The sequence below is a fragment of the Rivihabitans pingtungensis genome (genome assembly GCF_003201855.1).
Lineage (GTDB): Bacteria > Pseudomonadota > Gammaproteobacteria > Burkholderiales > Aquaspirillaceae > Rivihabitans > Rivihabitans pingtungensis.
Window position 1 is genome coordinate 1 of sequence record NZ_QJKI01000022.1, and the last position, 23793, is coordinate 23793.

General features: G+C 62.2%; 20 protein-coding genes. 10 read left to right on the forward strand and 10 right to left on the reverse strand.

Features of this window, described 5'->3' with window-relative positions:
* Positions 1-172: 172 nt before the first annotated feature.
* The 6 genes from DFR34_RS13365 to secA all read right to left on the reverse strand — a co-directional run bounded on the left by DFR34_RS13365 (position 173) and on the right by secA (position 10522).
* Positions 173-1948, reverse strand: coding sequence for a sensor histidine kinase (locus tag DFR34_RS13365; RefSeq protein WP_110391665.1), 1776 nt, complete (start codon positions 1946-1948; stop codon positions 173-175).
* A gap of 206 nt (positions 1949-2154) precedes the next feature.
* On the reverse strand, positions 2155-2946 hold the full coding sequence (locus DFR34_RS13370; RefSeq protein ID WP_110391666.1) for an ABC transporter ATP-binding protein: 792 nt from the start codon (positions 2944-2946) through the stop codon (positions 2155-2157).
* 1 nt (position 2947) lies between these two features.
* Complete coding sequence (locus DFR34_RS13375) at positions 2948-3760, reverse strand: ABC transporter permease (protein WP_110391667.1); 813 nt, start codon at positions 3758-3760, stop codon at positions 2948-2950.
* A 7-nt stretch (positions 3761-3767) separates the two neighbouring features.
* Positions 3768-4742 (reverse strand): ABC transporter substrate-binding protein, encoded by a 975-nt coding sequence (locus DFR34_RS13380; RefSeq protein ID WP_110391668.1) that lies wholly within the window; start codon positions 4740-4742, stop codon positions 3768-3770.
* A gap of 422 nt (positions 4743-5164) precedes the next feature.
* Entirely contained in the window at positions 5165-7261 is a 2097-nt protein-coding gene (locus DFR34_RS13385; protein WP_110391669.1) for an acyltransferase family protein, read from the reverse strand.
* 510 nt (positions 7262-7771) lie between these two features.
* A complete protein-coding gene (secA, locus tag DFR34_RS13390) occupies positions 7772-10522 on the reverse strand; it encodes a preprotein translocase subunit SecA (protein ID WP_110391670.1) in 2751 nt (916 codons plus the stop codon).
* A 197-nt stretch (positions 10523-10719) separates the two neighbouring features.
* On the opposite strand from secA, the gene DFR34_RS13395 reads away from it, so the two are divergent.
* Positions 10720-11145 carry a DciA family protein gene (locus DFR34_RS13395; protein WP_158281832.1) on the forward strand — a complete coding sequence of 142 codons (426 nt, stop codon included), beginning with the start codon at positions 10720-10722 and terminating at the stop codon, positions 11143-11145.
* A 64-nt stretch (positions 11146-11209) separates the two neighbouring features.
* Here DFR34_RS13395 and DFR34_RS13400 read toward each other — a convergent pair whose 3' ends face one another.
* The gene (locus DFR34_RS13400) at positions 11210-11743 is read right to left on the reverse strand and encodes a metal-dependent hydrolase (protein WP_110391672.1); all 534 of its coding nucleotides are present in this window, start codon (positions 11741-11743) and stop codon (positions 11210-11212) included.
* Between the two features lie 316 nt (positions 11744-12059).
* Between DFR34_RS13400 and DFR34_RS13405 the strand changes: the two genes are divergently transcribed.
* A complete protein-coding gene (locus DFR34_RS13405; protein ID WP_110391673.1) occupies positions 12060-14012 on the forward strand; it encodes a ribonuclease catalytic domain-containing protein in 1953 nt (650 codons plus the stop codon).
* Positions 14013-14084: 72 nt separating this feature from the next.
* Here DFR34_RS13405 and DFR34_RS13410 read toward each other — a convergent pair whose 3' ends face one another.
* The gene (locus tag DFR34_RS13410; protein WP_110391674.1) at positions 14085-15233 is read right to left on the reverse strand and encodes a THUMP domain-containing class I SAM-dependent RNA methyltransferase; all 1149 of its coding nucleotides are present in this window, start codon (positions 15231-15233) and stop codon (positions 14085-14087) included.
* A gap of 178 nt (positions 15234-15411) precedes the next feature.
* On the opposite strand from DFR34_RS13410, the gene trxA reads away from it, so the two are divergent.
* Positions 15412-15786: a thioredoxin gene (gene trxA, locus DFR34_RS13415; protein ID WP_110391675.1), complete on the forward strand. Its 375-nt coding sequence runs from the start codon at positions 15412-15414 to the stop codon at positions 15784-15786.
* Between the two features lie 81 nt (positions 15787-15867).
* Here the strand turns inward: trxA and DFR34_RS13420 are convergent, their stop codons facing one another.
* Both DFR34_RS13420 and DFR34_RS16945 read right to left on the reverse strand, forming a co-directional pair.
* Positions 15868-17505: a methyl-accepting chemotaxis protein gene (locus DFR34_RS13420; RefSeq protein ID WP_110391676.1), complete on the reverse strand. Its 1638-nt coding sequence runs from the start codon at positions 17503-17505 to the stop codon at positions 15868-15870.
* Positions 17506-17611: 106 nt separating this feature from the next.
* On the reverse strand, positions 17612-18256 hold the full coding sequence (locus tag DFR34_RS16945) for a hypothetical protein (protein WP_158281833.1): 645 nt from the start codon (positions 18254-18256) through the stop codon (positions 17612-17614).
* A gap of 10 nt (positions 18257-18266) precedes the next feature.
* Here DFR34_RS16945 and DFR34_RS13425 point away from each other — a divergent pair, with 10 nt between their 5' ends.
* The 7 genes from DFR34_RS13425 (at position 18267) to DFR34_RS13450 (ending at position 23791) form a co-directional block, all read left to right on the forward strand.
* Positions 18267-19859 carry a phage tail sheath family protein gene (locus DFR34_RS13425; protein WP_211309417.1) on the forward strand — a complete coding sequence of 531 codons (1593 nt, stop codon included), beginning with the start codon at positions 18267-18269 and terminating at the stop codon, positions 19857-19859.
* 85 nt (positions 19860-19944) lie between these two features.
* Positions 19945-20400 (forward strand): phage tail protein, encoded by a 456-nt coding sequence (locus tag DFR34_RS13430; protein WP_110391678.1) that lies wholly within the window; start codon positions 19945-19947, stop codon positions 20398-20400.
* A 2-nt stretch (positions 20401-20402) separates the two neighbouring features.
* On the forward strand, positions 20403-20849 hold the full coding sequence (locus DFR34_RS13435) for a phage tail protein (RefSeq protein ID WP_110391679.1): 447 nt from the start codon (positions 20403-20405) through the stop codon (positions 20847-20849).
* Between the two features lie 2 nt (positions 20850-20851).
* Positions 20852-21019: a DUF5908 family protein gene (locus tag DFR34_RS17195; RefSeq protein WP_158281834.1), complete on the forward strand. Its 168-nt coding sequence runs from the start codon at positions 20852-20854 to the stop codon at positions 21017-21019.
* 11 nt (positions 21020-21030) lie between these two features.
* Complete coding sequence (locus DFR34_RS13440; protein ID WP_110391680.1) at positions 21031-21675, forward strand: CIS tube protein; 645 nt, start codon at positions 21031-21033, stop codon at positions 21673-21675.
* Positions 21676-21681: 6 nt separating this feature from the next.
* The gene (gene vgrG / locus DFR34_RS13445) at positions 21682-23472 is read left to right on the forward strand and encodes a type VI secretion system tip protein VgrG (protein ID WP_110391681.1); all 1791 of its coding nucleotides are present in this window, start codon (positions 21682-21684) and stop codon (positions 23470-23472) included.
* A gap of 16 nt (positions 23473-23488) precedes the next feature.
* Positions 23489-23791, forward strand: coding sequence for a PAAR domain-containing protein (locus DFR34_RS13450; RefSeq protein ID WP_110391682.1), 303 nt, complete (start codon positions 23489-23491; stop codon positions 23789-23791).
* Positions 23792-23793: the final 2 nt, after the last annotated feature.

Sequence of the window (23793 nt, forward strand, 5' to 3'; positions counted from 1 at the left end):
ATGGCGGGCATGGTGATTTCCTCAGCGGGGTTGTGCTGTCCTGTATGCAGCGGCTGTGCCTATTATCTGTTCAGATCATGGTGACTGGCTACTAGCCGGCAATCTGGCGCCGGGCTAGCCTGAACCTTGCGTGTTGGCGAGCTGGCCGTGTGTCGCTGCATACCGTCGTGAATCAGGCATCACTGGTGGGTAGGCTCAGCACAAACTCGGCGCCGCCGTCGGCCATATTATGCGCGTTTAGCGCACCGCCGTAGCTTTCGACAATGGTCAGTGAAATCGCCAGCCCCAGGCCCAGCCCTTCGCCGGCCGGCTTGGTGGTGTAAAACGGCTCGAACAACCGGCGCTGGGCGTCGGCGCTCAGGCCGGGGCCGTGGTCGCGCACGGCAATATGCGCCATGGCGCCCTCGGCCCAGGCGCGCACATGCAGCTGCGGGGCCGTTTGGCCGTGCATGGCGTCCAGACCATTGCGCAGCAGGTTCACCAACACCTGCTCCAGCCGGCCGGCTTCGGCCAGCAACTGCAAATCGCCGCATGGTTCCACGTGAAACATCGCCTGCAATTCGCGGCGGCGCGGCTCCAGCATCATCAGCGCGTGGTGGATGGCGCTGGCCACGCTCACCGGCTGCGGGGTGGCGGCCTCCTGGCGGGCAAAGCTTTTCAGCTGGCGAACAATGCGGCCGGTGCGGTCGATCAGCTCGCTGATCATCTGCAAGTTTTCCGCCACGTCGTCGTAGCGGCCGCGCGCCAGCAGCGCCTGGGCGTTGTCGGCAAAGGTGTGCAGCGCCGCCAGCGGCTGGCTCAGCTCGTGGCTGACGCCGGCCGACATCTGCCCCAGGGTGGCCAGCTTACCGGCCTGCACGGCGGCGTCGCGGGTTTCCCGCAGAATCGCCTTGGTGCGCTCCAGTGCGGCAATCTGCCCGGTCAGGTCGGCAGTGCGCTCGGCGATGCGGTCTTCCAGCTCGGCGTACACCCGGCGCAGTTCTTCACGGCGGCGCTGGCGGTGGCGCAGGTGGGCGGCCAGACCCAGCACAAAGGCGCTGGCGAACACGCTGGCGGCGCCCACTGCCCAGGCGGCGGCGCGCGCCTCGCTGGGGTCGCCCAATTGCACCAGTCGCCAACCTTGCCCGCCCACTGGGCGGCTATGCACCAGCCAGTCGCGCGCGGGGGCCTCGGCCAGCGCCAGCCGCACCGGCGTTGTCGGGTTCAGTGGCACTGGCTGATTGGCCAGCGGCGGAATCGGCTGGCCGCCGTATTGCCGGGTGCTGGCCAGTCGCGCGGCGGTGGCGGCTGGCAGTGGGGTGAGCGTGTGATAACGCCAGCGGCGCGCCGACGACAAAAACACCACGCCGTCGCCATCGGCCAGCAGCAGGGTGTCGCCCGCGCTGGCCAGCGCTTGTTCCAGCGCGTCCAGATTCAGCTTGAGCGCCACCACGCCGCGCACCTGATTGCCCTCACGCACCGGCGCTGCCAGAAAATACCCCGGCTCGCCCGTGGTGACGCCCACGCCATAAAACCGCCCCAGCCCACCGGCCAGCGCCTCGCGAAAATACGGCCGAAACGCATACTGGTGGCCCACAAAGCTTTGCGGCTGCCGCCAATTGCTGGCCGCCAGCGTGCGCCCATCGGCCGTCAGCAAATAAGCCGCCGCCACCGCCGCGCCTTGCTGGGCGGCTTCCAGATAGGCATTGGCGGCGGCTTGTCGCGCCGGGTTGCCCGGCTCGCGCAGCAGCGCCAGCAAGGAAGGGTCCAGCGCCAAGAGGCCGGGCAGGGATTCGTGCCGCGAGAGGGTGGCCTCCAGCGACAGTGCCAGGCCATCCAGCTGCTGGGCACTGGCCTGGCGCTCACGGGCCAGATTGGCGTTCAGGGTCAGCTGATAGCCGGTTTCTCCCAGCAACAGGCAGACAGCGGCGGCCAACACCAGCGCGGGCAGACGAGCGTTCGTAGACATCGCGGGCTTTCAGAGGGGGGCTGTGGCAGCATCGGCCACCACTGGCTTGGGCGCAAGCGTAAAAACGCCCTGCCGGACGCAATGGCCAACAGGGCGCTGGTATATGGAGCAAGGTCGGGAGAACTTAGCATCGCGCACAAAACCCAGCGAAGCGGTCCTGGCCAGGCGGGTCACACCACAACGCCAGCGGGTTTCGTGAGCGGCGCTTAATCCACCGCCGCCAGCTTCATCTCGGCATTGGCATGGCGCTGTTGCTCCTCCATCACCAGCGCGCCCAGCTCGCGCTTGAGGGCGTTGAACGCGGCGGATGACGGGTCGCGTGGGCGCGGCATGTCCACGATCTGGTCGCGTTTGACCGTGCCGGGGCGGTAGGTCATCACCACGATGCGGTCGGCCAGGTAGATCGATTCCTCGATGGAGTGCGTGACGAAGAGGATGGTCTTGCCCAGTTTCTCCCAGATGCGCAGCAGCTCGTCTTGCAGATTGCGTCGGGTCAGCGCGTCCAGCGCGCCAAACGGTTCGTCCATCAGCATGATCGGCGAATCCAGCGCCAGCACGCGGGCAATCGCCACCCGCTGGCGCATGCCGCCGGAGAGGTCTTTTGGGTAGCGGTCGCGAAAGTCTTTCAGGTGCAGCAAATCCAGCAGCTGATTCACCGTCTGGGCGATGTCGCTGCGCGATTTCTTTTGCACCTCCAGGCCAAAGGCGATGTTTTGCGCCACGGTCATCCACGGAAACAGCGCGTATTCCTGAAACACCATGCCGCGATCCGGGCCGGGGCTGAGGATTTTTTTGCCCTCGATGGTGATTTCGCCCGCCGACGGCGGCTGAAAACCGGCCACGGCGTTCAGCAGGGTGGATTTGCCGCAGCCGGACGGCCCCAGCAGGCAGACAAACTCGCCGGGCTGGATGGTCAGCTGAATGTCTTTCATCGCCACCACCGGGCCACCCGGCGTGGTGAACACTTTTTGCACATTATTGATCAGAATCTGGCTCATCTTAGTGCTCCAGGCCGCGATGCCAGCGCAGCAGATGGTTGTTCAGGCGGCTGACGGCGGTGTCGATGGCCAGGCCCAAGAGGCCGATGGTGATCATGCCGGCGATGATTTTGTCCGACCACATAAACTCACGCGCTTCCAGAATGCGGAAACCCAGGCCATCGTTGACGGCGATCATCTCGGAGACAATCACCACAATAAACGCCGTGCCGATGCCAATGCGCACGCCGGCCAGGATATACGGCGTGGCCGCCGGCAGGATGACGCGGGTGAACAGGGTCAGTTGGTTGACGCCCAGATTGCGCGCCGCGCGCAGATAAATGCCGTCCACGTGGCGCACGCCAGCGATGGTGTTCATCAGCACCGGGAAAAACGCGCCAATGGCGATCAAAAAGAACGACGGCGGGTTGCCCAGGCCAAACCACAAGATGGCCAGTGGAATATAAGCAATCGGTGGGATCGGGCGCAGGATTTGCACCAGCGGGTTGAAAAAGTCATGGATGCGGGTGTTGGCGCCCATCACCAGCCCCAAAGGCAGCGCCAGCCCGGCGCCAATCACAAAGCCGGCAATCACCCGGTACAGGCTGGAATAGGCGTCGTGCAGCAATTCGCCCGACAACAGCCAGCCCAGATACGACTGGCCCTCGGCCTGCGGCTGCGCCGGCAGCAAATACGCCCACCACTTGGCCGCCACTGCCGACGGCGCTGGCATCACCACGGCCGAAAACAGCCCGGCGCGCGCGCAGGCCTCCCACACCAGCAACACCAGCACCGGGGCCAGCGCGCCATGCATCAGCGATTTGAGTTTGTTCATGGCCGTCTCACTTCACCTTCAGCTCGGCCTTGGCCTTTTGCAGCAGATCCAGCTTCACCCACTCTGCCGCCTTGGGCGGCTTGGCCATGCGGCCGACGCCGTATTTCTGCATGTAATCAGTGGTGATGTCGACGTGCTCCAGCGACACATCGTAGGTGTAGTCGGCATTGTCCATGGCGTCTTTGAAGTCCTGCGGGGTGATCTGGCCCTTGAACATCTGCTCGCGCACGTATTTTTCTGCCAGGGCGCTATCTTTGTTGAACTGCGCCGTACTATCGACAAAACACTTCATCAGGCGCTGGGCGACGTCTTTTTTCTCGTTGTAGAGTTTTTCCGTCATCACCAGCAGGCGCACCGGCTCGCCCATCTTGGTGGTGTACGGCTTCATGATTTCCACGCCGAATTTTTTATTGATCGCCTGCGAGGATTGCGGCTCGGACTGACACATGGCGTCGATCTGCTTGGCGGCCAGCGCCTGGTTCAGGTCGGCAAAGGCCAGGAAAACAATCTGCACATCCTTGCCCGGCTTGTCCGACCAGCTCAGGCCGGCTTTTTCCAGCTCGGCGTACAGCAAGAGCTCATGCGCGCCGCCACGGGTGACGCCCACCTTTTTGCCCTTCAGCCCCTGAATGTTCTTGATGCCGCTGTCCACCCCAGCCACGATGCGCGCGCCGCCCTTGGCAAAACCGGCCACGGTGTAAATCGGCACGCCATTGGCGCGGCCAGAAATCGCCCCGTCCGAGGCCAGCGCGGCCACGTCGATCTCGCCGGCGACAATCGCCGGCATGATGTCCGGGCCCTTGGGGAACATGCGTTCTTCCACCTTGAGGTTGTACTTGCCGCAGTAATCCTTCATGTAGGACACCGCGCCGTAATGGGCAAACTTCAGATTGCCCAGACGCACCACGTCAGGGTTGGCCAGCGCCAAGGGGGCGGCCAGCAGGCTGGCGGCCAGCAGGGACAGGCGGATGGATGTGCGCATGAGTTTCTCCTCTGATTTTGGTTGTAAGAGTGGCTAACAAAACCCGCCTGGCGTCGTTGCCCGACCTTGCCGTACTACCTGTACTGTCTGCGGTCATGCGCCTTGCCAGGAGTGCTGCGCTGAGTTTTGTGAGCGGCTCTGCACAGGGCGCAGCGGCGCTGCTGTGCTCAGCTACTTTGGCAGGAAGCGTGCCATGCGCAGAGGATGGGCAAGCTATTGAATAAAATGAGAGATTTTTCTTTGGGCAGGGCGGTGTGTGCAGATTTTCGCCGGGTTGTATTAACATATGTGCGGAAATCCGCACATATGTTTTGAGGGGGCATTACCCCCCATTGGCGCTGTCGTGTGGCCTTGTTGTGTTTCTCGTACTGCCTGGCGCCACATCCTGGCCAGAATCGCTTTGCTGAGTTTTTTGCGCGAGATCAGTGTTTTTCGGCAACAAGCTGTTGGGTGATGGCGTCTACGATGGGTTTGGCGCCGGTGATGCTCAGGTGATTGTTGTCAAAATAAACCGGAGCACCAGCGGTATGTGCCACGCAGCGATCCTTGATTGCACGATGGCACAAAATATTGCTTGGGCGGACTCGTGACAAGCCTGGTTGCTCACCAATGGCATCCAGCGCTGCTTCTGCGCGCTGATTACGCTGTTTGATGTATTGCACGCTGACCGACGCATCATCAGGCTGCAGGCGGCCGTGACGCATGTAAAGCTGTGCCAGGCGCTGGGGAACATCCCAGGCCATTTCCGGAATCGGGTACACCAGGATGACTTTTTTGCCGGATTTCAGCAGGGTGTGCACGGTATCCGCATAGTCCTGGGCCAGGGCACGTGTATAGCCTTCGCTGGCTGTCCGCTGGCTTTCCAGTGTGTAATCGCCTCCGGGCTCTTGCCCGCCTTCCCCATTGTTTGGTCGATGTCGCTCCATGGCCAGCGTCCAGCGTCCAACCAGAATCACCGTTTCTGGCCAGGATGCCAGCTGGTTCGGGGCAAAAAATAACTGGCGCAATGCACTGCAGGTGCGTGCCGTTGCGTCTTTGGCCTGATAGGTGCTGTGGATCACGGGTAAGCAGCTTCTGAAACTGAAATCCAGTCCTGCCAGATGTTGAGCCCGGCTGGCCTGATCCAATGCGGCACTCAGTGATCCAGCATGGCTGTCGCCCAGCAGGACAAAAGAGGGTGGCTGCCCTGGCGTACCCAAGTGGCAGGCATGATCAAAATTCTGATCCTGGGACAGTCTGCGCCAGCAATGATCCGGGGTATTGGGATTCTGGTGAATGTGTTGCAATGCCTGCACCTGGGCTGGATAAAAACGGGAAAATCCTTCGCTGTGGTAGCCAAGCATGCCTGCGCCAAAAAAGAGAATACTGCCTGTCAGTGCCAAACCCAGGGCATGGGAACGGGACATATTGTCTGATTTGCGCAAAGGCCGTTCAATATAGCGCCAGCTGAAATAAGCCACCAATAAAGTGGCAAGCAGAATACCGGTGATCCAAATCGGGCCAGGCTCAGCTTGTAAATAATGACGTGAAAATACCAGCAGGGGCTGATGCCAAAGGTAGGCGCTATAGCTGATCAACCCGATGCCGACCAGAATGGGCTGGCACAACAGCTGATGAACCCAGGTGCCGGGTTGGGCATAATGGATAATCAGGATGGCTCCCGCAGTGGGCAGCAGGGCGGCCAGGCCGGGAAAAGGCGTGTTTTGGTCAAACGTCAGTATTGCCCAGGCAATCAGGCCCATACCCAACAGGCTGCCTAACTGTTTTTCTCGGGCGCTTGAAGCGTCCTGATGCTGGTGTCGCCAGGCAAGCAGGCTGCCCAGCAGCAATTCCCAGGCACGGCCTGGCAGCAGAAAAAACGCCATCATCGGATGGCGATGCACCAGCCACTGCGCCAACCCCAGACTGAGCAAGGCAATCAGGCCCAACAGCCAGGGTGTCAATGCCCGTTGCCAACGCAGGATGATCATCAGCCCCAGAGGAAAAATCAGATAAAACTGTTCTTCAACACTCAGGCTCCAGGTATGCAGTAATGGCTTGAAACTGGCGCTGCTGTCAAAATATCCGCTCTCCCGCCAAAAAATCACATTAGAGATTGATATGGCTGTGCCTGCCAGGCTGCGGGAAAAGGATTTGTTATCTGCTGGCCACAAGAAAATCATGGACATGAACATGCACATGACCAACATAAAAAACAAGGCGGGTAGAATCCGTCTTACCCGGCGCTCATAAAATTGCAGCAGGCTGAAGCGGCCTTGTGCCCATTCTGTCAGCAGGATGCGGGTGATCAGATAACCGCTGATGACAAAAAATACATCTACGCCGATGAACCCACCATCAAATAAGGCAAGGCCTGCATGGTGGAGCATGACGCTCAATACGGCGATGGCGCGCAATCCATCTACCTCGGCCCGATAACCCATTTGCTGCCATTGAGGAACATCCAAGGCCGGTGAGGCAAGTGGTGCAGACGTAATGGTGTGTGATGGCGTGCTGTCCAGATCCAGCAAGCGTGTCATGATCAAACCCTCACAGGATCAGGCTCCCATCGCCATGGGATGTTGGCATGTTTGCTTATATTTGAAATGCCATTCAGATTTTTTGCGTGGAGATGGCTCTGTCTGACATGTATCAGATTCTAACATGTCGAGCATCGATTTATTTGAATCGCATCTTGATTTGGTGTTTTTACGTAATTGGTAAATATACGTAGAACAGCTGCTGGGAATGAGTTTATATCGGTATAGCCGAGCGAACGATTATCTTCTGCGGCGCGGTAACTGATTGTTTACCAGTGGATTATGCCTTTGGCAGTATTGCTTGTCTGGCGCAGTACGCCAAAAAAATAGGCTAAATAAAAGAACAGAAATGTATGTGAAACGCAACAAGTGCATAAAAATGCACGGGGCCGGTGACTGGTCACCGGCCCCGTGCAGGGTCGTGCTTCAGAAGCGTGATTCCGCTCACTACCCCTTGGCGTCGTTCCTCACCAACAAGGTGTGGGGTGTTATGCGTGTGGGCGGACTGGATTAACCCAGCTTGCCATGACACTGCTTGTACTTCTTGCCTGAGCCACACGGGCACGGGTCGTTGCGGCCTACACGCAGGCCTTGTGCGGCCAGCGCTTCCGGGCTGAACGGGTTATCGTCGTCACTGGCACTGCTGGCCAGCGCTTCCATGGCGTCTTCACCCAGCGCTGCGTCAAAATCAGCATGCTGGAACTGCATCGGCCGCTGGCGCTGCTCTTCGGCTTCCATGGCGGCCACTTCTTCGGCGCTTTGAATGCGCACGGTGAACAGCAGCTGCGCCACATCGCGCTTGATCGAATCCAGCATGTGCGAGAACAGCTCGAATGCCTCGCGCTTGTACTCCTGCTTGGGGTTCTTTTGCGCGTAGCCGCGCAGGTGAATGCCCTGGCGCAGGTGGTCCAGCGCGGCCAGGTGTTCGCGCCAGTGCTGATCCAGATGTTGCAGCAGCACGGCATGCTCAAACTGGCGCATGGTGGTTTCGCCAGCCAGATCCACCTTGGCCTGGTAGTGCGCCTCGCCCAGGGCGATCAGCTGTTCGCGCAGGGAGTCCAGCTCGGCGTCCGGCGCGGCCTTCATCCACTCGCTGAGCGGCGCTTGCAGCTGGTATTCGGCTTCCAGCGCTTTTTCCAGGCCGGTGGCGTCCCATTGCTCTTCAATCGAGCCCGGCGGCAGATACAGATCAAACAGCGCGCCCAGCGCCGCCTGGCGCATATTGGCCACCATGTCCGACACATCCGGGGTGTCCAGAATGTCGTTGCGCTGCTGGTAAATCACCTTGCGCTGGTCGTTGGCGACGTCGTCGTATTCCAGCAATTGCTTGCGGATGTCAAAGTTGCGGCCTTCCACCTTGCGCTGGGCGTTTTCGATGGCGCGGGTCACCCAGGTGTGCTCGATGGCCTCGCCTTCCGGCATTTTCAGCCGTTCCATGATGGCGGACACGCGCTCCGAGGCAAAAATGCGCAAGAGCGGGTCTTCCAGGCTCAGGTAGAAGCGGCTGGAGCCGGGGTCGCCCTGACGGCCGGAACGGCCGCGCAGCTGGTTGTCGATGCGGCGCGATTCGTGGCGTTCGGTGCCGATGATGTGCAGGCCGCCAGCGGCCAGCACGGCGTCGTGGCGCTGCTGCCATTCCGCCTTCAGCGCAGCGGTGCGGCTGGCGCGCTCGGCTTCGCTCAGGCTGTCGTCCGCCGCCAGCGCCTTCAGCTCGCTGGCGATGCTGCCGCCCAGCACGATGTCGGTGCCGCGACCGGCCATATTGGTGGCGATGGTGATGGCGCCGGCGCGGCCGGCCTGCGCCACAATATCCGCCTCGCGGGCGTGCTGTTTGGCGTTCAGCACTTCGTGCGCCAGTTTTTCCTGCTTGAGGAAGTTGGACAGCAGCTCGGAGCTTTCAATCGAGGTGGTGCCCACCAGCACCGGCTGGCCGCGCTGCTGGCAGTCGCGGATGTCGGCGACGATGGCGCGGTATTTTTCCGGGTTGGTGCGGTACACCAAGTCCAGATTATCTTTGCGGATCATCGGCTTGTTGGTGGGGATCACCACGGTTTCCAGGCCGTAAATCTGCTGGAACTCATAGGCTTCGGTGTCGGCGGTGCCGGTCATGCCCGACAGCTTGCGGTACAGCCGGAAGTAATTCTGGAAGGTGATCGACGCCAGCGTCTGGTTTTCGCGGTTGATGGTGACGCCTTCCTTGGCTTCCACCGCCTGATGCAGGCCCTCGCTCCAGCGCCGCCCGGACATCAGCCGGCCGGTGAATTCATCGACAATCACCACTTCGTCGTTTTGCACCACATAGTGCTGGTCGCGGTGGTACAGCGCATGCGCGCGCAGCGCCGCCATCAGGTGGTGCATCAGGGTGATGTTGGTGGCCGAATACAGGCTGTCGCCCACCGCCAGCAGGCCCTGCTCGGTGAGGATGGCTTCGGCGCGCTCGTGGCCGGCTTCCGACAGCATTACCGTATGGGCTTTTTCGTCCACCCAGTAATCGCCCGAGCCTTCTTCCTCGGTTTGCCGGGTCAGCATGGCCGGCACGCCGTTCATGCGCTGGTACATCTCGACATTGTCGTCGGCCGGGCCAGAAATCAGCAGCGGCGTGCGCGCCTCGTCAATCAGGATCGAGTCCACCTCATCGACCACGGCAAACGCCAGTTTGCGCTGCACCTTCTCGGCCAGGCTGAACACCATATTGTCGCGCAGGTAGTCAAAGCCGAATTCATTATTGGTGCCGTAGGTGATGTCGGCGCCATAGGCCGCTTGTTTGGCCTCGTGCGACATCTGCGACAGGTTCACCCCCACGCTCAGGCCCAGGAACTCATACAAGGGCGCCATCAGCGCTGCATCGCGGCTGGCCAGGTAGTCGTTGACGGTGACGATGTGCACGCCGTTGCCGGTCAGCGCATTCAGGTAGGCCGGCAGGGTGGCCACCAGCGTTTTGCCTTCGCCGGTGCGCATTTCGGCAATCTTGCCGTCGTTGAGCACCATGCCGCCAATCAGCTGCACGTCGAAATGGCGCATGCCCATGGCGCGGCGGCTGGCTTCACGGCAAACGGCAAAGGCCTCTGGCAGCAGTTGCTCCAGTGTTTCGCCATTGGCCAGGCGTTGGCGGAACTCCGCCGTCTTGGCGCCCAGCGCCTCGTCGCTCAGGCCGGTGAGGCCGCTCTCCAGCGCATTGATGCGCGCCACGGTTTGCCGATATTGCTTGACCAGCCGGTCGTTGCGGCTGCCGAACACTTTTTTGAGCAGGGAGGAAATCATGGAAGGCTTTCGGCCAGAGACCGTAAAAAAAATTCTGAAAATTCTAGCACAGCCGGGTGAGCCGGGATGGCGTGAATGACCACAAAGTCTAAAGGGGCAAGCGCTGGGCGGCCGGGCCGGCCCCATGCGCCAAGCTCGGGCCGGCGCGCGCAGCCATGCTAAAATCGACCCATCTCCCGCCTTTTTCAAGCCCCCTCATGAGCGCCAGCCCGTTCACCGACATTGCCAGCCGCGACGCCCGGCTCAAGCGCCTGTTTGCCGCCGTGCGGCTGAACCAGCGCGCCACGGCGGTGATGCAGGGCGCGCTGCCGCCCGGCCTGGCCGGGCTGTTTCGCGTGGTGCGCATCGAACAAGGCGAAGTGCTGGTGTACGCCCGCAACGGCGGCGCTGCCACCAAGCTGCGCCTCTTGGCCGACCACCTGATTCACGCCCTGCGCCAACGCGGCCTGGACGTGGGCGCGCTGCGGGTGAAGGTGCATGTGGACGAGCCCGAGCCGCCGCGCCCGGCCAAGCAGATTGCGCTGACCCCACACGCACGCGAATCGCTCAGCCGCGCGGCAGCGCAAATTGCCAGCCCGGCTCTGCGCGCCGCCATGGAGCGGCTGGCGCGCAACGAGGGCTGAGCGCATGCAAAACGCCCGGCGCAGGCCGGGCGTGAATGAATAAGTTAGCGTGGCTTGGACGTGTTCAGATCAAGGTAGACAAGGCACGGAACATATTGCCGGTATGTTGGCCGCCAAACAGCATGCCGTCGGCCAGCAGCGCGCACGCCGCCCACGACAAGACAATAATCAGCACCTCAAAGCTGCCGCTGGTCCACATGGCCAGCGAATGGCGGCGAAACAGCCACGGCACCCCCATCGGATTGGGCCAGTCGGCCAGCAGGTGCATCACTCCGCCAGCAGCAAAGCCAAACGCCGCTGGCGCCCACCAGGCGCTGCCCAGGCTGATATACGAGCCGCACAGCAGCAACACCCAGGGCACGCCCCAGTGTGTCAGCGTACGGTGCTTGATCCACAAGCGCTGTGCGCCGCGCTGGCCTCGGCTGCGCCACCACGCAACCTCCAGCCAATCCGGCGCGGTGCCGCCCCAGGCCCCGGCAAACAAGGCCACGATCGCCCACAGCTGAAACGGCCCGCCCGCCCCAGCACGAACCACCAGCAACGCCGCCAGCACCCCAGCGGCCACGCCCGAGGCGTGATGCGCTTTTCTAGACGCCATACTCTGCAAAACTCCAGACAACTCAATTGATTGCCACCAGCCAGACGGCCGGAAGAATGGCGCATGATACCGGAAAACCCCAACGGCCAAGATGCGCGTCTGGCCAGTGCTGACATTGCCTGCGGCTGTCCCCGTTCAGTCACAGCCGCTCGCCAACCCCCCTGGCATCGTTGTGTGATCTTGCCCTACGTCCTGTCCTGTTTAGGATCACCGTGCCTGGCCGGAACGTTGCGCCGAGTTTTGTCAGCGGCGCTAAGCCCCACAGCGCTGCTGGTATACTGGTGGGCTAGCCACTCTCCCGCGCGGGACTCCCACGATGAATGTGTTTTACGAAGAAGACGGCGGCTTCAAGGTTGGCGCCGTCATGTCCTCCACCGACGCCAGCCTGCAAGTCGAAGCGCCGCACGGCAAGCGCAGCAAAATCAAAACCGCCCATGTGCTGCTGAAGTTCACTTCGCCGCTGGCGGACTTTTTGCCGCAGGCCGAAACCGCTGCGGCGGACATCGACGTGGATTTCCTGTGGGAATGCTGCGGCGCGGATGAATTCCAGTTTGAAGCACTGGCCGCTGATTACTGGGGCCATGCGCCGTCGGCCATCGAGGCCGCCGCCATCGCCCTGCGCCTGCATGGTGCGCCGATGTATTTCTACCGCAAGGGCCGTGGCCACTACAAAGCCGCGCCGGAAGACACCCTCAAGGCCGCGCTGGCCGGCCAGGAAAAACGTCGCCAGCAGCAGCTGCAAATCGACGAATGGGCCGCCCAGCTGCGCGCCGGAAACATCCCCGAGGCGCTGCGCAGCCAGCTGATGACGCTCTTGCACCGCCCGGACAAAAACACCCTGGAATGGAAAGCCCTGGACGCCGCCAGCCGCGACGCCAACCAGCCGCCCCTGCGCCTGGTGGCCGCTGCTGGCGGCATTCCGTCGGTGCCGGACTATCTGCTGGCCGGTTTCCTGATGGAGCACTTCCCCAAGGGTCGGGGGTTTTCGGCCTATGCGCCGGCGCAAGCCCCCGGCGAGCTGGTCGATGCCGGCGTGCAGGCGTTTTCGATTGACGATGCCGCCACCACCGAAATCGACGACGCCTTCTCGCTCACCCGCCTGGACAACGGCAACTGGCGCGTGGGCGTGCACATCGCCGCGCCGACGCTGGGCATTGGCGTGGACAGCGAGCTGGAAAAACTGGTGTATAACCGCCTGTCCACCGTGTACTTCCCCGGCGACAAGATCACCATGCTGCCGGACGACGCGGTGAATGCCTTCACCCTGAAAGAAGGCCAGCACTGCCCGGCGGTGAGCATGTATCTGGAAGTCGCCCCGGATTTCACCGTGCTCAGCCACGAAAGCCGGGTCGAGCAGGTGTTTGTCGCCGCCAACCTGCGCCACGACACGCTGGAGCCGCTGTTCAACGAAGACACCCTGGCCAACGACCCCGGCGTGGACTACCCATATAAAGCCGAGCTGCGCTGGCTGTGGGAATTCGCCAACGCGCTGGAAGTGCGGCGCGGCAAGGCCGACCCGACCCGGCCGCCGCAGCTGGATTACAACTTCGCCATCGAAGACGGCAAGGTCATCATCACCCGCCGCAAGCGCGGCGCGCCGATGGACAAGCTGGTGTCCGAGCTGATGATTCTGGTCAACTGCGAATGGGGCGGCGAGCTGGATCGCGCCGGCTTCCCGGCGATTTACCGCGCGCAAACCCAGGGCAAGGTGAAAATGGTCACCACCGCCCAGCCGCACGTCGGCCTGGGCGTGGCGCAATACGCCTGGTCCAGCTCGCCGCTGCGCCGCGCGGTGGACTTTGTCAACCAGCGCCAGCTGGTGGCGATGATTCGCGGCGAACCGGCCGCCTTCCCGCCTGGCGACGCCCGCCTGTACGCCATCCTGCGCGACTTTGACGCCGCCTACAGCGCCTACAACCAGTTCCAGGATCAAATGGAACGCTTCTGGTGCCTGCGCTGGTTCACCCAGGAAGGCGTCAGCGAGCCGATTGCCACCTACGTCAAGGAAGACCTGGTGCGCATCGACGGCCTGCCAATGGCCACCCGCCTGTCCGGCCTGCCCGACGGCCTGCAAGCCGGCGACAAGGTGCGACTGGCGATTGTGCGCATCGACGAATTGACCCTGGATATCGAATACCGCGTGCTGGGCCGACTGGACGGCGCCGCGCCCGAGCCGGTGGCGCTGGACGACGCGGTGGACAATGTTGCCGACATCGAGGCCGCCAGTATGGCCGAAGCGCTCAGCGCTACAGATGGCGCGGCGTCTTGAAGCGTGTGTGAATGGCGCTGTCCGGTAGGCACCGGACAGCGCACCCGCCCCAGCGGGGCGGCTGAGCGGCGCTTACGCTTTGCGGTTGCCGCCAGCCACCATCTTGTAGGCAAACAGCCGGCACTCCAGCGCGCCATTGAACAAGGGCGTGCGCCGGCTGGCCGACAGGCGGATCAGCTTGGCCAGCCGCAAGTCGGCGGTAAAGAAAAACGCATTCCAGCCCGACCAATGCTGTTTCAGCCAGTCGCCCAGGCGCGGGTACAACTCGGCCAGGCGGTCCTGGTCGTCCAGCCGCACGCCGTAGGGCGGGTTGCACACCACCACGCCGTGCTCGGCCGGCGGGCGGCTTTCCAGCACGTCGCGGCAGTCCAGCTGCACGCAGCCGGTCAGCCCGGCGGCTTCCAGATTTTGCCGGGCGCTGTCCAGCGCCGGGCGGTAGCGGTCACTGCCCCAGATCGGCAGCGGCGCGGCCGGCCGCTCGGCGGCGTGCGCCTCGTCTTGCAGCGTGCGCCAGCGCGCCGGCACAAAGCCATTGAGCTTCTCAAAACCAAATGTGCGGGTGCGGCCTGGCGCGCGGTTCAGCGCCATGTCGGCGGCTTCCACCAAAAACGTGCCGCTACCGCACATCGGGTCGAGCAAGGGCTCGCCCGGTTGCCAGCCGCTCAGGCGCAGAATGCCGGCGGCCAGGTTTTCCCGCAGCGGGGCTTCCTGGGTTTCCCGCCGCCAGCCGCGCTTGAACAGCGCCTCGCCCGAGGTGTCCAGGTATAGCGTGGCGGTGTCGGCGGTCAGAAAGGCGTGAATGCGCACGTCCGGCGCGCGGGTGTCCACGCTGGGGCGCTGGCCGGTGCGCTGGCGGAACACATCGCACACCGCGTCCTTGATTTTCAGCGAGGCGAACTCCAGGCTTTTCAGCGGGCTGCGGATGGCGTCGGTCTTGACCTTGATGGTGCGCTCGACATTAAACAGCAAGGGCCAGTCGATGCCGCTGGCGGCGCGGTACAGCTCGGCCTCGGTGCGGCAACGCCCGCCGCCCAACCGCCACAGAATACGGCTGGCAAAGCGCGAGTGCAGATTGGCGCGCATCATCACGGTGAAATCACCGGCAAAGGCCACGCCGCCGTCGGCGGTTTCGATGGCGGACGCGCCCAGCGTGTCCAGTTCTTCGGCAAGCACCCCTTCCAGTCCGCGCGGACAAGGGGCAAAAAAGCGGTCGGTATGCATGGAATCCCGGCTGTGGGCGACCTGCGCCCGTGTAGACAATCAGGCTGAATTGTAGCCGGCTTTTGCCCGGCCGGTCGGTCATAGCGTAAAACTATCGTTGTGACAGGGAAATACCATCACCGCCCCGGCCGGATTCCGCTACCCTGCTGGTATTGCCCCCGCCAAGAAGGAAGCCATCATGGCCGTTCTCGAACTCACCGCTGACACTTTCAACGACGCCATCGCCGCCGACAAAACCGTGATCATTGATTTTTGGGCGCCGTGGTGTGGTCCCTGCCGCAGCTTTGCCCCCACGTTTGAGGCCGCAGCGGCCAAGCACGCCGATGTGGTGTTCGCCAAGGTTAACACCGAAGAACAGCAGCAGCTGGCTGGCGAGCTGAACATCCGTTCGATTCCGACGCTGATGGTGTTCCGCGAGCAGGTGCTGCTGTTCAATCAGGCCGGCGCGCTGTCGGCTGGCCAGCTGGAAACGCTGTTGCAACAAGTGGCCGAGCTGGATATGGCGCAGATTCACGCGGAAATCGCCGCCCGTGAAGCAGAAAATCAGGGCTGAGCCTGGGGCTGCTTAAGCTTGTCGCCCATAAAAAAACCGCCGAAGACCTCGGCGGTTTTTTTATGGGCGGGCGCTACGCCGTCAGAAGCGTTCAAAATCCTGTTCGCTGACCGGGGCGGCGGCCGGGACGGCTTTGACTTGAGGCGTGGCCGGTACTGCGCTGCGGCTGGCGGTTCGGGTGGTGCGGCTGTTGCCGCTGCTGCGGCGCGCTGACGGCGCCCCGCTGAGGCGGAAGAATTCCATCAGCGTTTGCAGCTGGTCGGCCTGTGCGCTCATTTCTTCGGCGGTGGCGGCCAGTTGCTCCGAGGCCGAGGCATTTTGCTGGGTGGCCTGGTTCAGTTGGCCCATGGCGTTGTTGATTTGCGCGGTGGCCGAGGATTGCTCGCCCGAGGCGGCGGAGATTTCCTGTACCAGATCGGAGGTGCGCTGGATGCTGGGCACCATTTCGTCGAGCAATTCACCGGCTTTTTCTGCCATGCGCACCGACGAGCCGGCCACCTGGCTGATTTCCTGCGCGGCCACCTGGCTGCGTTCGGCCAGCTTGCGCACCTCTGCCGCCACCACGGCAAAGCCCTTGCCGTGTTCGCCAGCGCGGGCGGCCTCAATCGCGGCGTTCAGTGCCAGCAGATTGGTCTGGTAGGCGATGTCGTCGATGATGCCGATCTTGTCGGCGATTTTCTTCATGGCGTCCACTGTTTCACGTACGGCGGCGCCGCCTTCGCGCGCTTCGTCGGCCGATTTCAGCGCCATATCGTTGGTGACGCGGGCGTTGTCGCTGTTCTGGTTCACGCTGGCGGTCATTTCTTCGATGCTGGCGGTGGTTTCTTCCACGGCAGCGGCCTGTTCGGACGACGATTGCGACAGGCTTTGCGCGGTGGCCGACACCTGCTGGGCGGCGCTGTTGAGCGAGCCGCCGGCTTGATTGACCTCACCGATGATGTGGGCGAGCTTGTCGATCATGTCTTGCAGGGCATTCATCAGATGGCCCATTTCGTCGCGGCGGTCGCTGCGGGTATTCAGCGTCAGGTCGCCTTCGGCCAGCCGTTTGGTGGCAGCCACTGCTTCGCTGACCGGGCCGGTGATGCTGCGGGTGACGGTGATGGCGCCAATGGCAGCCACCGCCAGTGCCACGCCAGCCATGATCAGCAGCAAGCGGGCGGTGGAGTCCACCAGTGCATTGCTGTGTTCGGTGGCTTGCTCCATCAGCTCGGTTTCATGGCGGATCAGGACTTCCAGTGCGCGGATGTAGTCGGCCTGGCTCTTGCGCACCTGATTGATCAGAAAATCAGCTGCTTCATCTTTGTGGCCGGCCTTGAACAGGCTGATTACCTTGTCTTGGTCTGCCACGGTGATCTTGCGCGTTTCCAGCACGGTGTCGAACATTTTGCGCCCTTCGGCGCTGGTAATCGCCTTGTCCAGCTTGGCATACAGTTCGGTGGTTTCCTTGCGTGCCTGGGTGAGACGGTCAAATTCTTTTTGTGCTTCGTCCGTTGTTTTCACCAGCATGGCGTTGCGGATGGCGCGGGCGGTGACATTCACCTGATCAATCGCGGCGTGTGCCTGCTCCACTTTGGGCAGGTTGACGCGGCTGATGGTTTGTACCGAAGAGTCAATGTCCTGGATGCGCAGATAAGCCAGCGCCGCCACCCCCAGCAGCAAGGCCGCCAACAGGCCAAAGCCGAGGGTGAGTCGAACGCCAATGGTCAGATTCTTGAGCATGGGGCTGTTCCTTGAGTGGGGGATGACGGTGCCTGGGCAGGCAAGTGGCGCAAGCATACCAAACGAACAATCTATTTGTATGTAGATGCCTGTGTGCTGATCCAGGTCAGAATATTGCGCATGAGCCAGCCCAAGTCGGCAAAAAGCCGGTTGCCATGGGGGAACTGCGCCATCTCTGGCCAAATTGCCACGATATGCATGATATTTGTCTTACTGGCTGGCTAAGCCTGACATTGCCTGACGTTTGCATGAAGTCGGGCGCAGGGCTGGAAAGTTTCAGGCTGAATGTGTTGGAATTGATTTTACGTATAAATACTGGGTCATAATTGCTTTTGTCCTGTGCGTGGTTGTGGTGAGCTGGCCTGGGGTAGCTGATAAGCTTGCCGAGGTGGAGTGATATTTTATTTTTATAATCATCAAGATAATATGTTTTTCTGATCTTGCATGGTCGGCGGGCGGAAGATGGCGAAAGTGCACTATCTGGCACATGGTTTCTTGCTTTGTGCAGCAAAATCTCAGCGGATTGGCCAAGGTTATTTGCTGTTTTGATTAAGTGTTTCTGGCAGTCTTGAAATAGCCTGGAAAATCCATAACAATCAACCGCGCTCAGGATGACAATCGTTTGCCGACACATCCCTTGCGCATGACCCAACCGGCTGCCATCCGGCGACTTCTGTATGACGGCCCTGTCGCCGTCGGTTTTTCCGCCCGCCACGACGGCCTGACCGCCCGGCTGGAGGCGCCCAATCATCGGAGGGATGATGCAATACAAGACTCCTGGCGTGTACATCGTCGAAAAGAACGCGTTCCCCAATTCGGTGGTGGAAGTCGCCACTGCCATTCCGGTATTCATCGGTTACACCGAAAAGGCCGCAGACGGCCCGGTGGACAAATCCTACACCCCCACCTACATCGCCTCGCTGGCCGATTACATCCGCTACTTTGGCGGCGCGCCCACCCCGAGCTTTTCGCTGTCGAGCACGCTGGCGGTGGCGCAAGACGCCAAGACCCGGTTCTTTCTGTATCACAGCGTGATGCTGTACTTCGCCAACGGCGGCGGCCCGGCCTATGTGATTTCGGTGGGCAGCTACGCCAATGCCACCGTCAATGGCAAGGCCATGGCCGACTTTCTGCCCGACCCGACCAAGCTCGGCAATGGCAAGCAGGCGCCGTTTGATGCGCTGAAAAAAGTGCTGGACGTTACCCTGGTGGTGGCGCCGGACACTACCCTGCTGGGCAAGGTGGACGACTGGGCCGGGGTGTGGACTGCCGCGCTGGCGCATTGCAACACCATGCAAAGCCGCATGGCCATCATCGACATCCAGCAAGGCGACCAGCCGCGCAACTACGATGACAAAACCGACGTGATTTCCGGCAGCGCCGGCTTTCGCGACAAAATCGGCACCAATTTCCTCAATTACGGCGCCAGTTATTACCCGTGGCTCAACTTCAATGTGGTGGACCCGGCCGCCATCACCTATGCCCAGCTGGACAGCGCCTCGCTGACCGCGCTGGTGGCGGGCTTGAATGCTGAACTGGCGGCGATGAACCCCCAGCCGGCAGCAAGCATGGCCAGCAAGATCAAGGCGCTGTACAGCAGCCTGGCGCCGGCCGCGCCCGCTGCCCCGGCCGAAGCGCCGGCAGACGGCAGCGCCGAAGCCGCCACGCCCGCTACGGCGCCGGTGGACGCCGCCACGGTGACGCGCAACCACAATCAGCTGTTGCAAATCAGCCCGCTGTATCAGCGCGTGATCAACGATATGCTCAAGCTGGTCAACCTCTTGCCGCCGGCCGCCGCCATGGTGGGCCTGTATGCGCAGATCGACGCCAATGATGGCGTGTGGCAAGCGCCGGCCAATACCAGCATTGCCCTGGCGGTGTCGCCGGCAGTGGACCTCACCGCCGAAGATCAGGCGGATTTGAACGTACCGCTGGACGGCAAGGCGGTGAACGCCATCCGCACCATTCCCGGCCGTGGCCTGGTGGTGTGGGGCGCGCGCACGCTGGACGGCAATAGCCAGGACTGGCGCTACATCAATGTGCGCCGCACGCTGATCATGCTGGAGCAGTCCATCAAGGCGGCGGTGATGACCTATGTGTTCGCCCCCAACGATGCCTCCACCTGGGTGGCGGTGCAAAACATGATTGCCAACTTCCTCACCAATCAGTGGAAGGCCGGCGCCCTGGCCGGGGCCAAGGCGGCGGATGCCTTCAGCGTGACCGTGGGCCTGGGCAGCACGATGACCGCCGACGACATTCTGGATGGTTATATGCGGGTGACGGTGAAGGTGGCGATTGTCCATCCGGCCGAATTCATCGAGCTGACCTTCCAGCAGCAAATGCAGACGTCCTGATTCCGGACGACCCTAGATCGACATCGCGCGCGGCCCAGGCCAGCGCCAGGGCGCGCGAGACCTCATCCCAGCAGGAGACGTCACCATGGCAGGTGAAGCACAAGATCAAAGCATTTGGCCGTTGCCGAAATTCCATTTCTCGGTGGACATCGGCGACCAGAAAAACCTGGCGTTTCAAGAAGTGTCCGGCCTGGACACAGAAACCCAGATCATTGAATACCGTGCGGGCAACAGCAAGGATTTCTCCACGGTGAAAATGCCCGGCATCAAGAAGGTGGGCAATGTCACCCTGAAGAAAGGCATCTTCGTCAAAGACAACAAGTTCTGGGACTGGTATTCGCAAATTTCGATGAACACCATCAAGCGCGTGCCGGTGGTGATCAAGCTGCTGGACGAAAAAGGCAACCCGACCATGGTCTGGACCTTGCAAAACGCCTGGCCGACCAAGATCACCGGCACCGACCTGAAGGCCGACGGCAATGAAGTGGCGGTGGAAACCCTGGAAATCGCCCATGAAGGGCTGACCATCGCCAATAGCTGAGCATGAGCTACTACCCGCCCGTCGGCTTTTACTTCAAGGTGCAGATTTCTGGCGCGTCGTCTGACGACGACGCGGCCTTCAGCGAGGTGTCCGGCCTGGATACCGAGATTGAAATCGAAGAAATCAAAGAAGGCGGTGAAAACGCCTTCAGCCACCGGCTGCCCGGGCGGGTGAAATACGGCAATCTGGTGCTCAAGCGCGGCATCCTGGCCAAGGGCTCGCAATTTGCCCAGTGGTGCCAGTCGGTGCTGCAATCGGAATGGAACGGCGCGGTGCAGTGCCAGGATCTCAATGTCTTTCTGCTGGATGCCAGCGGCCAGCCCTTGCTGACCTGGAACTGCGCCCACGCCTGGCCGGTAAAGTGGAGCGTGGGGGCGTTCAACGCCAACCAGAACGATATTGCCGTGGAAACCCTGGAATTTGCCTATCGACAATTGCGCAGGAGCTGAGCATGGCCATCGAGATCGACGAGCTGGTCATCCACGTGACCGTCACCGACGCCCCCGGCGCGCGCGCCGAGCCGGCGCTGGACGCACGTTTGCAGCAGTGGCGCGATGAAGTGCTGGCCGAATGCTGCGAGCTGCTGGCGCAGGCCCGCCAGCGCGAGCGCGAACGCTGAGACCCGGCGCCATGGGCCTGCAAAAACTCACCATCACCGCCTACAGCGACGAGCAGTTCACCAGCAAGGTGGGCAGCTACAGCGTGCAGATCAACCCGGACAGCTACACCCACAGCCACACCGCCAGCTATAACCCGGCCAACACCACCGACACTGCCGGCACCACCACCAAATACCACCGCATCGAGCCGGAAACCCTGTCGTTCAGCTTTTATCTGGATGGCACTGGCGTGGTCAGCACGTTGACCGTCGCCGACAGCATCAAGGCCTTCAAACAGCTGGTGTACCAGTACAACGGCACGATCCACAGCCCCAATTATTTGCAAGTGGTGTGGGGCGGACTGGCGTTCAAATGCCGGCTGACCTCGCTGAATATTGATTACACCCTGTTCGACAGCAATGGCGCCCCTTTGCGCGCCAAGCTCACCCCCAGCTTTGAGCAATATCTGTCGCCGGACGACCTGGCCAAGCTCAGCGGCAAGAACTCCCCGGATATGACCCATATTCGTACTGTGGCGGCGGGCGACACCCTGCCACTGATGTGCCAGCGCATTTATGGCGACAGCCGCCATTACCTGATGGTGGCCAACCATAACGGCCTGACCCGCTTTCGCCAGCTGGAACCCGGCCAGCGCATTGTCTTTCCCCCTTTGTGAGCCGCCATGAATGTCTCTCCCCTGGCCGGCCAGACCGACCTGACCACCATTGATGTGCTGATCGACGGCAAGGCGCTGGCCAGCAATATCGACCTGATCAGCGTGGAAACCCGGCGCGAAGTCAACCGCATCGGCTGGGCGCGCATTGCCGTGAGCGATGGCGACCCCAGCGACGAAACCTTTGCCCTGAGCGAAAGCGCCACCTTTGTGCCCGGCGCCAAGGTGGAAATCCGCCTGGGCTATCACCAGAACACCCAAACGGTATTCAAGGGCCTGATCGTCAAACATGGCCTGCGCGTCAGCGAGCGCGGCGTGGCGCAACTGGTGCTGGAATGCGCCGAAAGCGCGGTCAAGCTCACCCTCACCCGCCAGAGCGCGGTCTACCTGAACAAAACCGACCAGGCGGTGATGCAGCAATTGATCAGCGACGCCGGGCTGTCGGCCACGGTGGACAGCACCAGCGTCAGCTACGAAGAGCTGGTGCGCTATCACTGCTGCGACTGGGATTTTGTGCTCACCCGTGCCGAAATCAACGGCCTGATCGCCGTGGTGGACGACGACAAGCTCACCATCGCCAAGCCGGCGGTCAGCAGCGCCTGCGGGCTGGTGGTGCGCTACGGCGAGGCGCTGCGCGAGCTGCACACCGACATCGACGCCCGGCCGCAGCTTAGCCAGGTGTCGGCCAATGCCTGGGACATCAGCACCCAGGATGCGCTGAGCGCCAACAGCAGCGCGCCCACTCTTAACCAGCAAGGCAACCTCAGCGGCGAAACCCTGGCCAAGGCGCTGAACCCCGGCGCCGGGCGTTTGCAATCAGATGCGCCGCTGGAGCAAGGCGACCTCAAGCAATGGGCCGACGCCAGCCTGTTGCGCATGCGGCTGGCGCGCATTCGCGGCACGGTGGCGTTTCAGGGCAATGCCCTGCCGCAGCCCAACACCACGCTGGAGCTGGCCGGCCTGGGCGCGCGCTTTAATGGCGACGCCTACATCGCCAGCGTGTCTCACCAGGCGGGTGATGGCAACTGGGTGACTGAAGTGGGCTTTGGCCTGCCGGCGCGCAATTTTGCCGAAACCACACCCGACATCGCCCCGCCGCCCGCCGCCGGCCAACTGCCGGCCACCGGCGGCCTGCACATCGGCAAGGTGATGAAAATCGACAGCGACCCGCAAAACCAGACCCGCGTGCAAATCAAGCTGCCGCTGTTCGACGCCGACGGCAATGGTGTGTGGGCGCGCATGGGCTCGCCGTATGCCTCGAACCAGTTTGGCGTGCAGTTCATGCCGGAAATCGACGACGAAGTGGTGGTGGGCTTTGTCAACAACGACCCGCGCTTTCCGGTGATTCTGGGCAGCCTGTACAGCAGCAAGCGCCCGCCGCCCACCACGCCGGACAACAAAAACACCCTGAAATCCATCGTCACCCGCAGCACGCTGAAGCTCACCTTCAACGACGAAAAGAAAATCCTCACCGCCAGCACGCCTGGCGGCCATCAGCTGGTGATGAGCGACGACGACAAATCCATCCTGATTGAAGACAGCCACGGCAACCAGATCAAACTCTCGGGCGACGGCATCCTGATCAGCAGCCCGAAAGACATCAAGATCACCGCCACCGGCAATCTGGAGACGTCCAGCACCGGCAAAACCACGCTGACCGCCACCCAGGACCTGAAAGCCTCCGGCCTGAATGTCGAGGCCAGCGCCCAGGTTGGCGCCAAGCTCAGCGGCAGCGCCACCGCCGAACTCAGCGCCTCGGGCCAGACCACGGTCAAGGGCGCGCTGGTGATGATTAACTGAGCACAAAGGCCACCCCATGGGACAACCCGCCGCCCGCCTGACCGATATGCACACCTGCCCGATGCAAACCCCCGGCCTGCCGCCGATTCCGCATGTTGGCGGCCCGGTGATTGGCCCGTGCGTGCCCACCGTGCTGATTGGCGGCCTGCCCGCCGCCGTGGTCGGCGACAACCTGGTGTGCGTGGGCCCGCCCGACACCATCGTCAAAGGCTCGTCCACGGTGATGATCAACAGCCGGCCGGCCGCCCGCCTGGGCGACACCACCGCCCATGGCGGCAGCGTGGTGCTGGGCTGCTTTACCGTGCTGATTGGAGGCTGACC

What these genes read in the sequence shown, in the direction of transcription:
- DFR34_RS13365 (WP_110391665.1), bottom strand. Translation starts at nt 1,948, where the DNA reads ATGTCTACGAACGCTCGTCTGCCCGCGCTGGTGTTGGCCGCCGCTGTC.
- DFR34_RS13370 (WP_110391666.1), bottom strand. Translation starts at nt 2,946, where the DNA reads ATGAGCCAGATTCTGATCAATAATGTGCAAAAAGTGTTCACCACGCCG.
- DFR34_RS13375 (WP_110391667.1), bottom strand. Translation starts at nt 3,760, where the DNA reads ATGAACAAACTCAAATCGCTGATGCATGGCGCGCTGGCCCCGGTGCTG.
- DFR34_RS13380 (WP_110391668.1), bottom strand. Translation starts at nt 4,742, where the DNA reads ATGCGCACATCCATCCGCCTGTCCCTGCTGGCCGCCAGCCTGCTGGCC.
- DFR34_RS13385 (WP_110391669.1), bottom strand. Translation starts at nt 7,261, where the DNA reads ATGACACGCTTGCTGGATCTGGACAGCACGCCATCACACACCATTACG.
- secA (WP_110391670.1), bottom strand. Translation starts at nt 10,522, where the DNA reads ATGATTTCCTCCCTGCTCAAAAAAGTGTTCGGCAGCCGCAACGACCGG.
- DFR34_RS13395 (WP_158281832.1), top strand. Translation starts at nt 10,720, where the DNA reads ATGAGCGCCAGCCCGTTCACCGACATTGCCAGCCGCGACGCCCGGCTC.
- DFR34_RS13400 (WP_110391672.1), bottom strand. Translation starts at nt 11,743, where the DNA reads ATGGCGTCTAGAAAAGCGCATCACGCCTCGGGCGTGGCCGCTGGGGTG.
- DFR34_RS13405 (WP_110391673.1), top strand. Translation starts at nt 12,060, where the DNA reads ATGAATGTGTTTTACGAAGAAGACGGCGGCTTCAAGGTTGGCGCCGTC.
- DFR34_RS13410 (WP_110391674.1), bottom strand. Translation starts at nt 15,233, where the DNA reads ATGCATACCGACCGCTTTTTTGCCCCTTGTCCGCGCGGACTGGAAGGG.
- trxA (WP_110391675.1), top strand. Translation starts at nt 15,412, where the DNA reads ATGGCCGTTCTCGAACTCACCGCTGACACTTTCAACGACGCCATCGCC.
- DFR34_RS13420 (WP_110391676.1), bottom strand. Translation starts at nt 17,505, where the DNA reads ATGCTCAAGAATCTGACCATTGGCGTTCGACTCACCCTCGGCTTTGGC.
- DFR34_RS16945 (WP_158281833.1), bottom strand. Translation starts at nt 18,256, where the DNA reads ATGATTGGGCGCCTCCAGCCGGGCGGTCAGGCCGTCGTGGCGGGCGGA.
- DFR34_RS13425 (WP_211309417.1), top strand. Translation starts at nt 18,267, where the DNA reads ATGCAATACAAGACTCCTGGCGTGTACATCGTCGAAAAGAACGCGTTC.
- DFR34_RS13430 (WP_110391678.1), top strand. Translation starts at nt 19,945, where the DNA reads ATGGCAGGTGAAGCACAAGATCAAAGCATTTGGCCGTTGCCGAAATTC.
- DFR34_RS13435 (WP_110391679.1), top strand. Translation starts at nt 20,403, where the DNA reads ATGAGCTACTACCCGCCCGTCGGCTTTTACTTCAAGGTGCAGATTTCT.
- DFR34_RS17195 (WP_158281834.1), top strand. Translation starts at nt 20,852, where the DNA reads ATGGCCATCGAGATCGACGAGCTGGTCATCCACGTGACCGTCACCGAC.
- DFR34_RS13440 (WP_110391680.1), top strand. Translation starts at nt 21,031, where the DNA reads ATGGGCCTGCAAAAACTCACCATCACCGCCTACAGCGACGAGCAGTTC.
- vgrG (WP_110391681.1), top strand. Translation starts at nt 21,682, where the DNA reads ATGAATGTCTCTCCCCTGGCCGGCCAGACCGACCTGACCACCATTGAT.
- DFR34_RS13450 (WP_110391682.1), top strand. Translation starts at nt 23,489, where the DNA reads ATGGGACAACCCGCCGCCCGCCTGACCGATATGCACACCTGCCCGATG.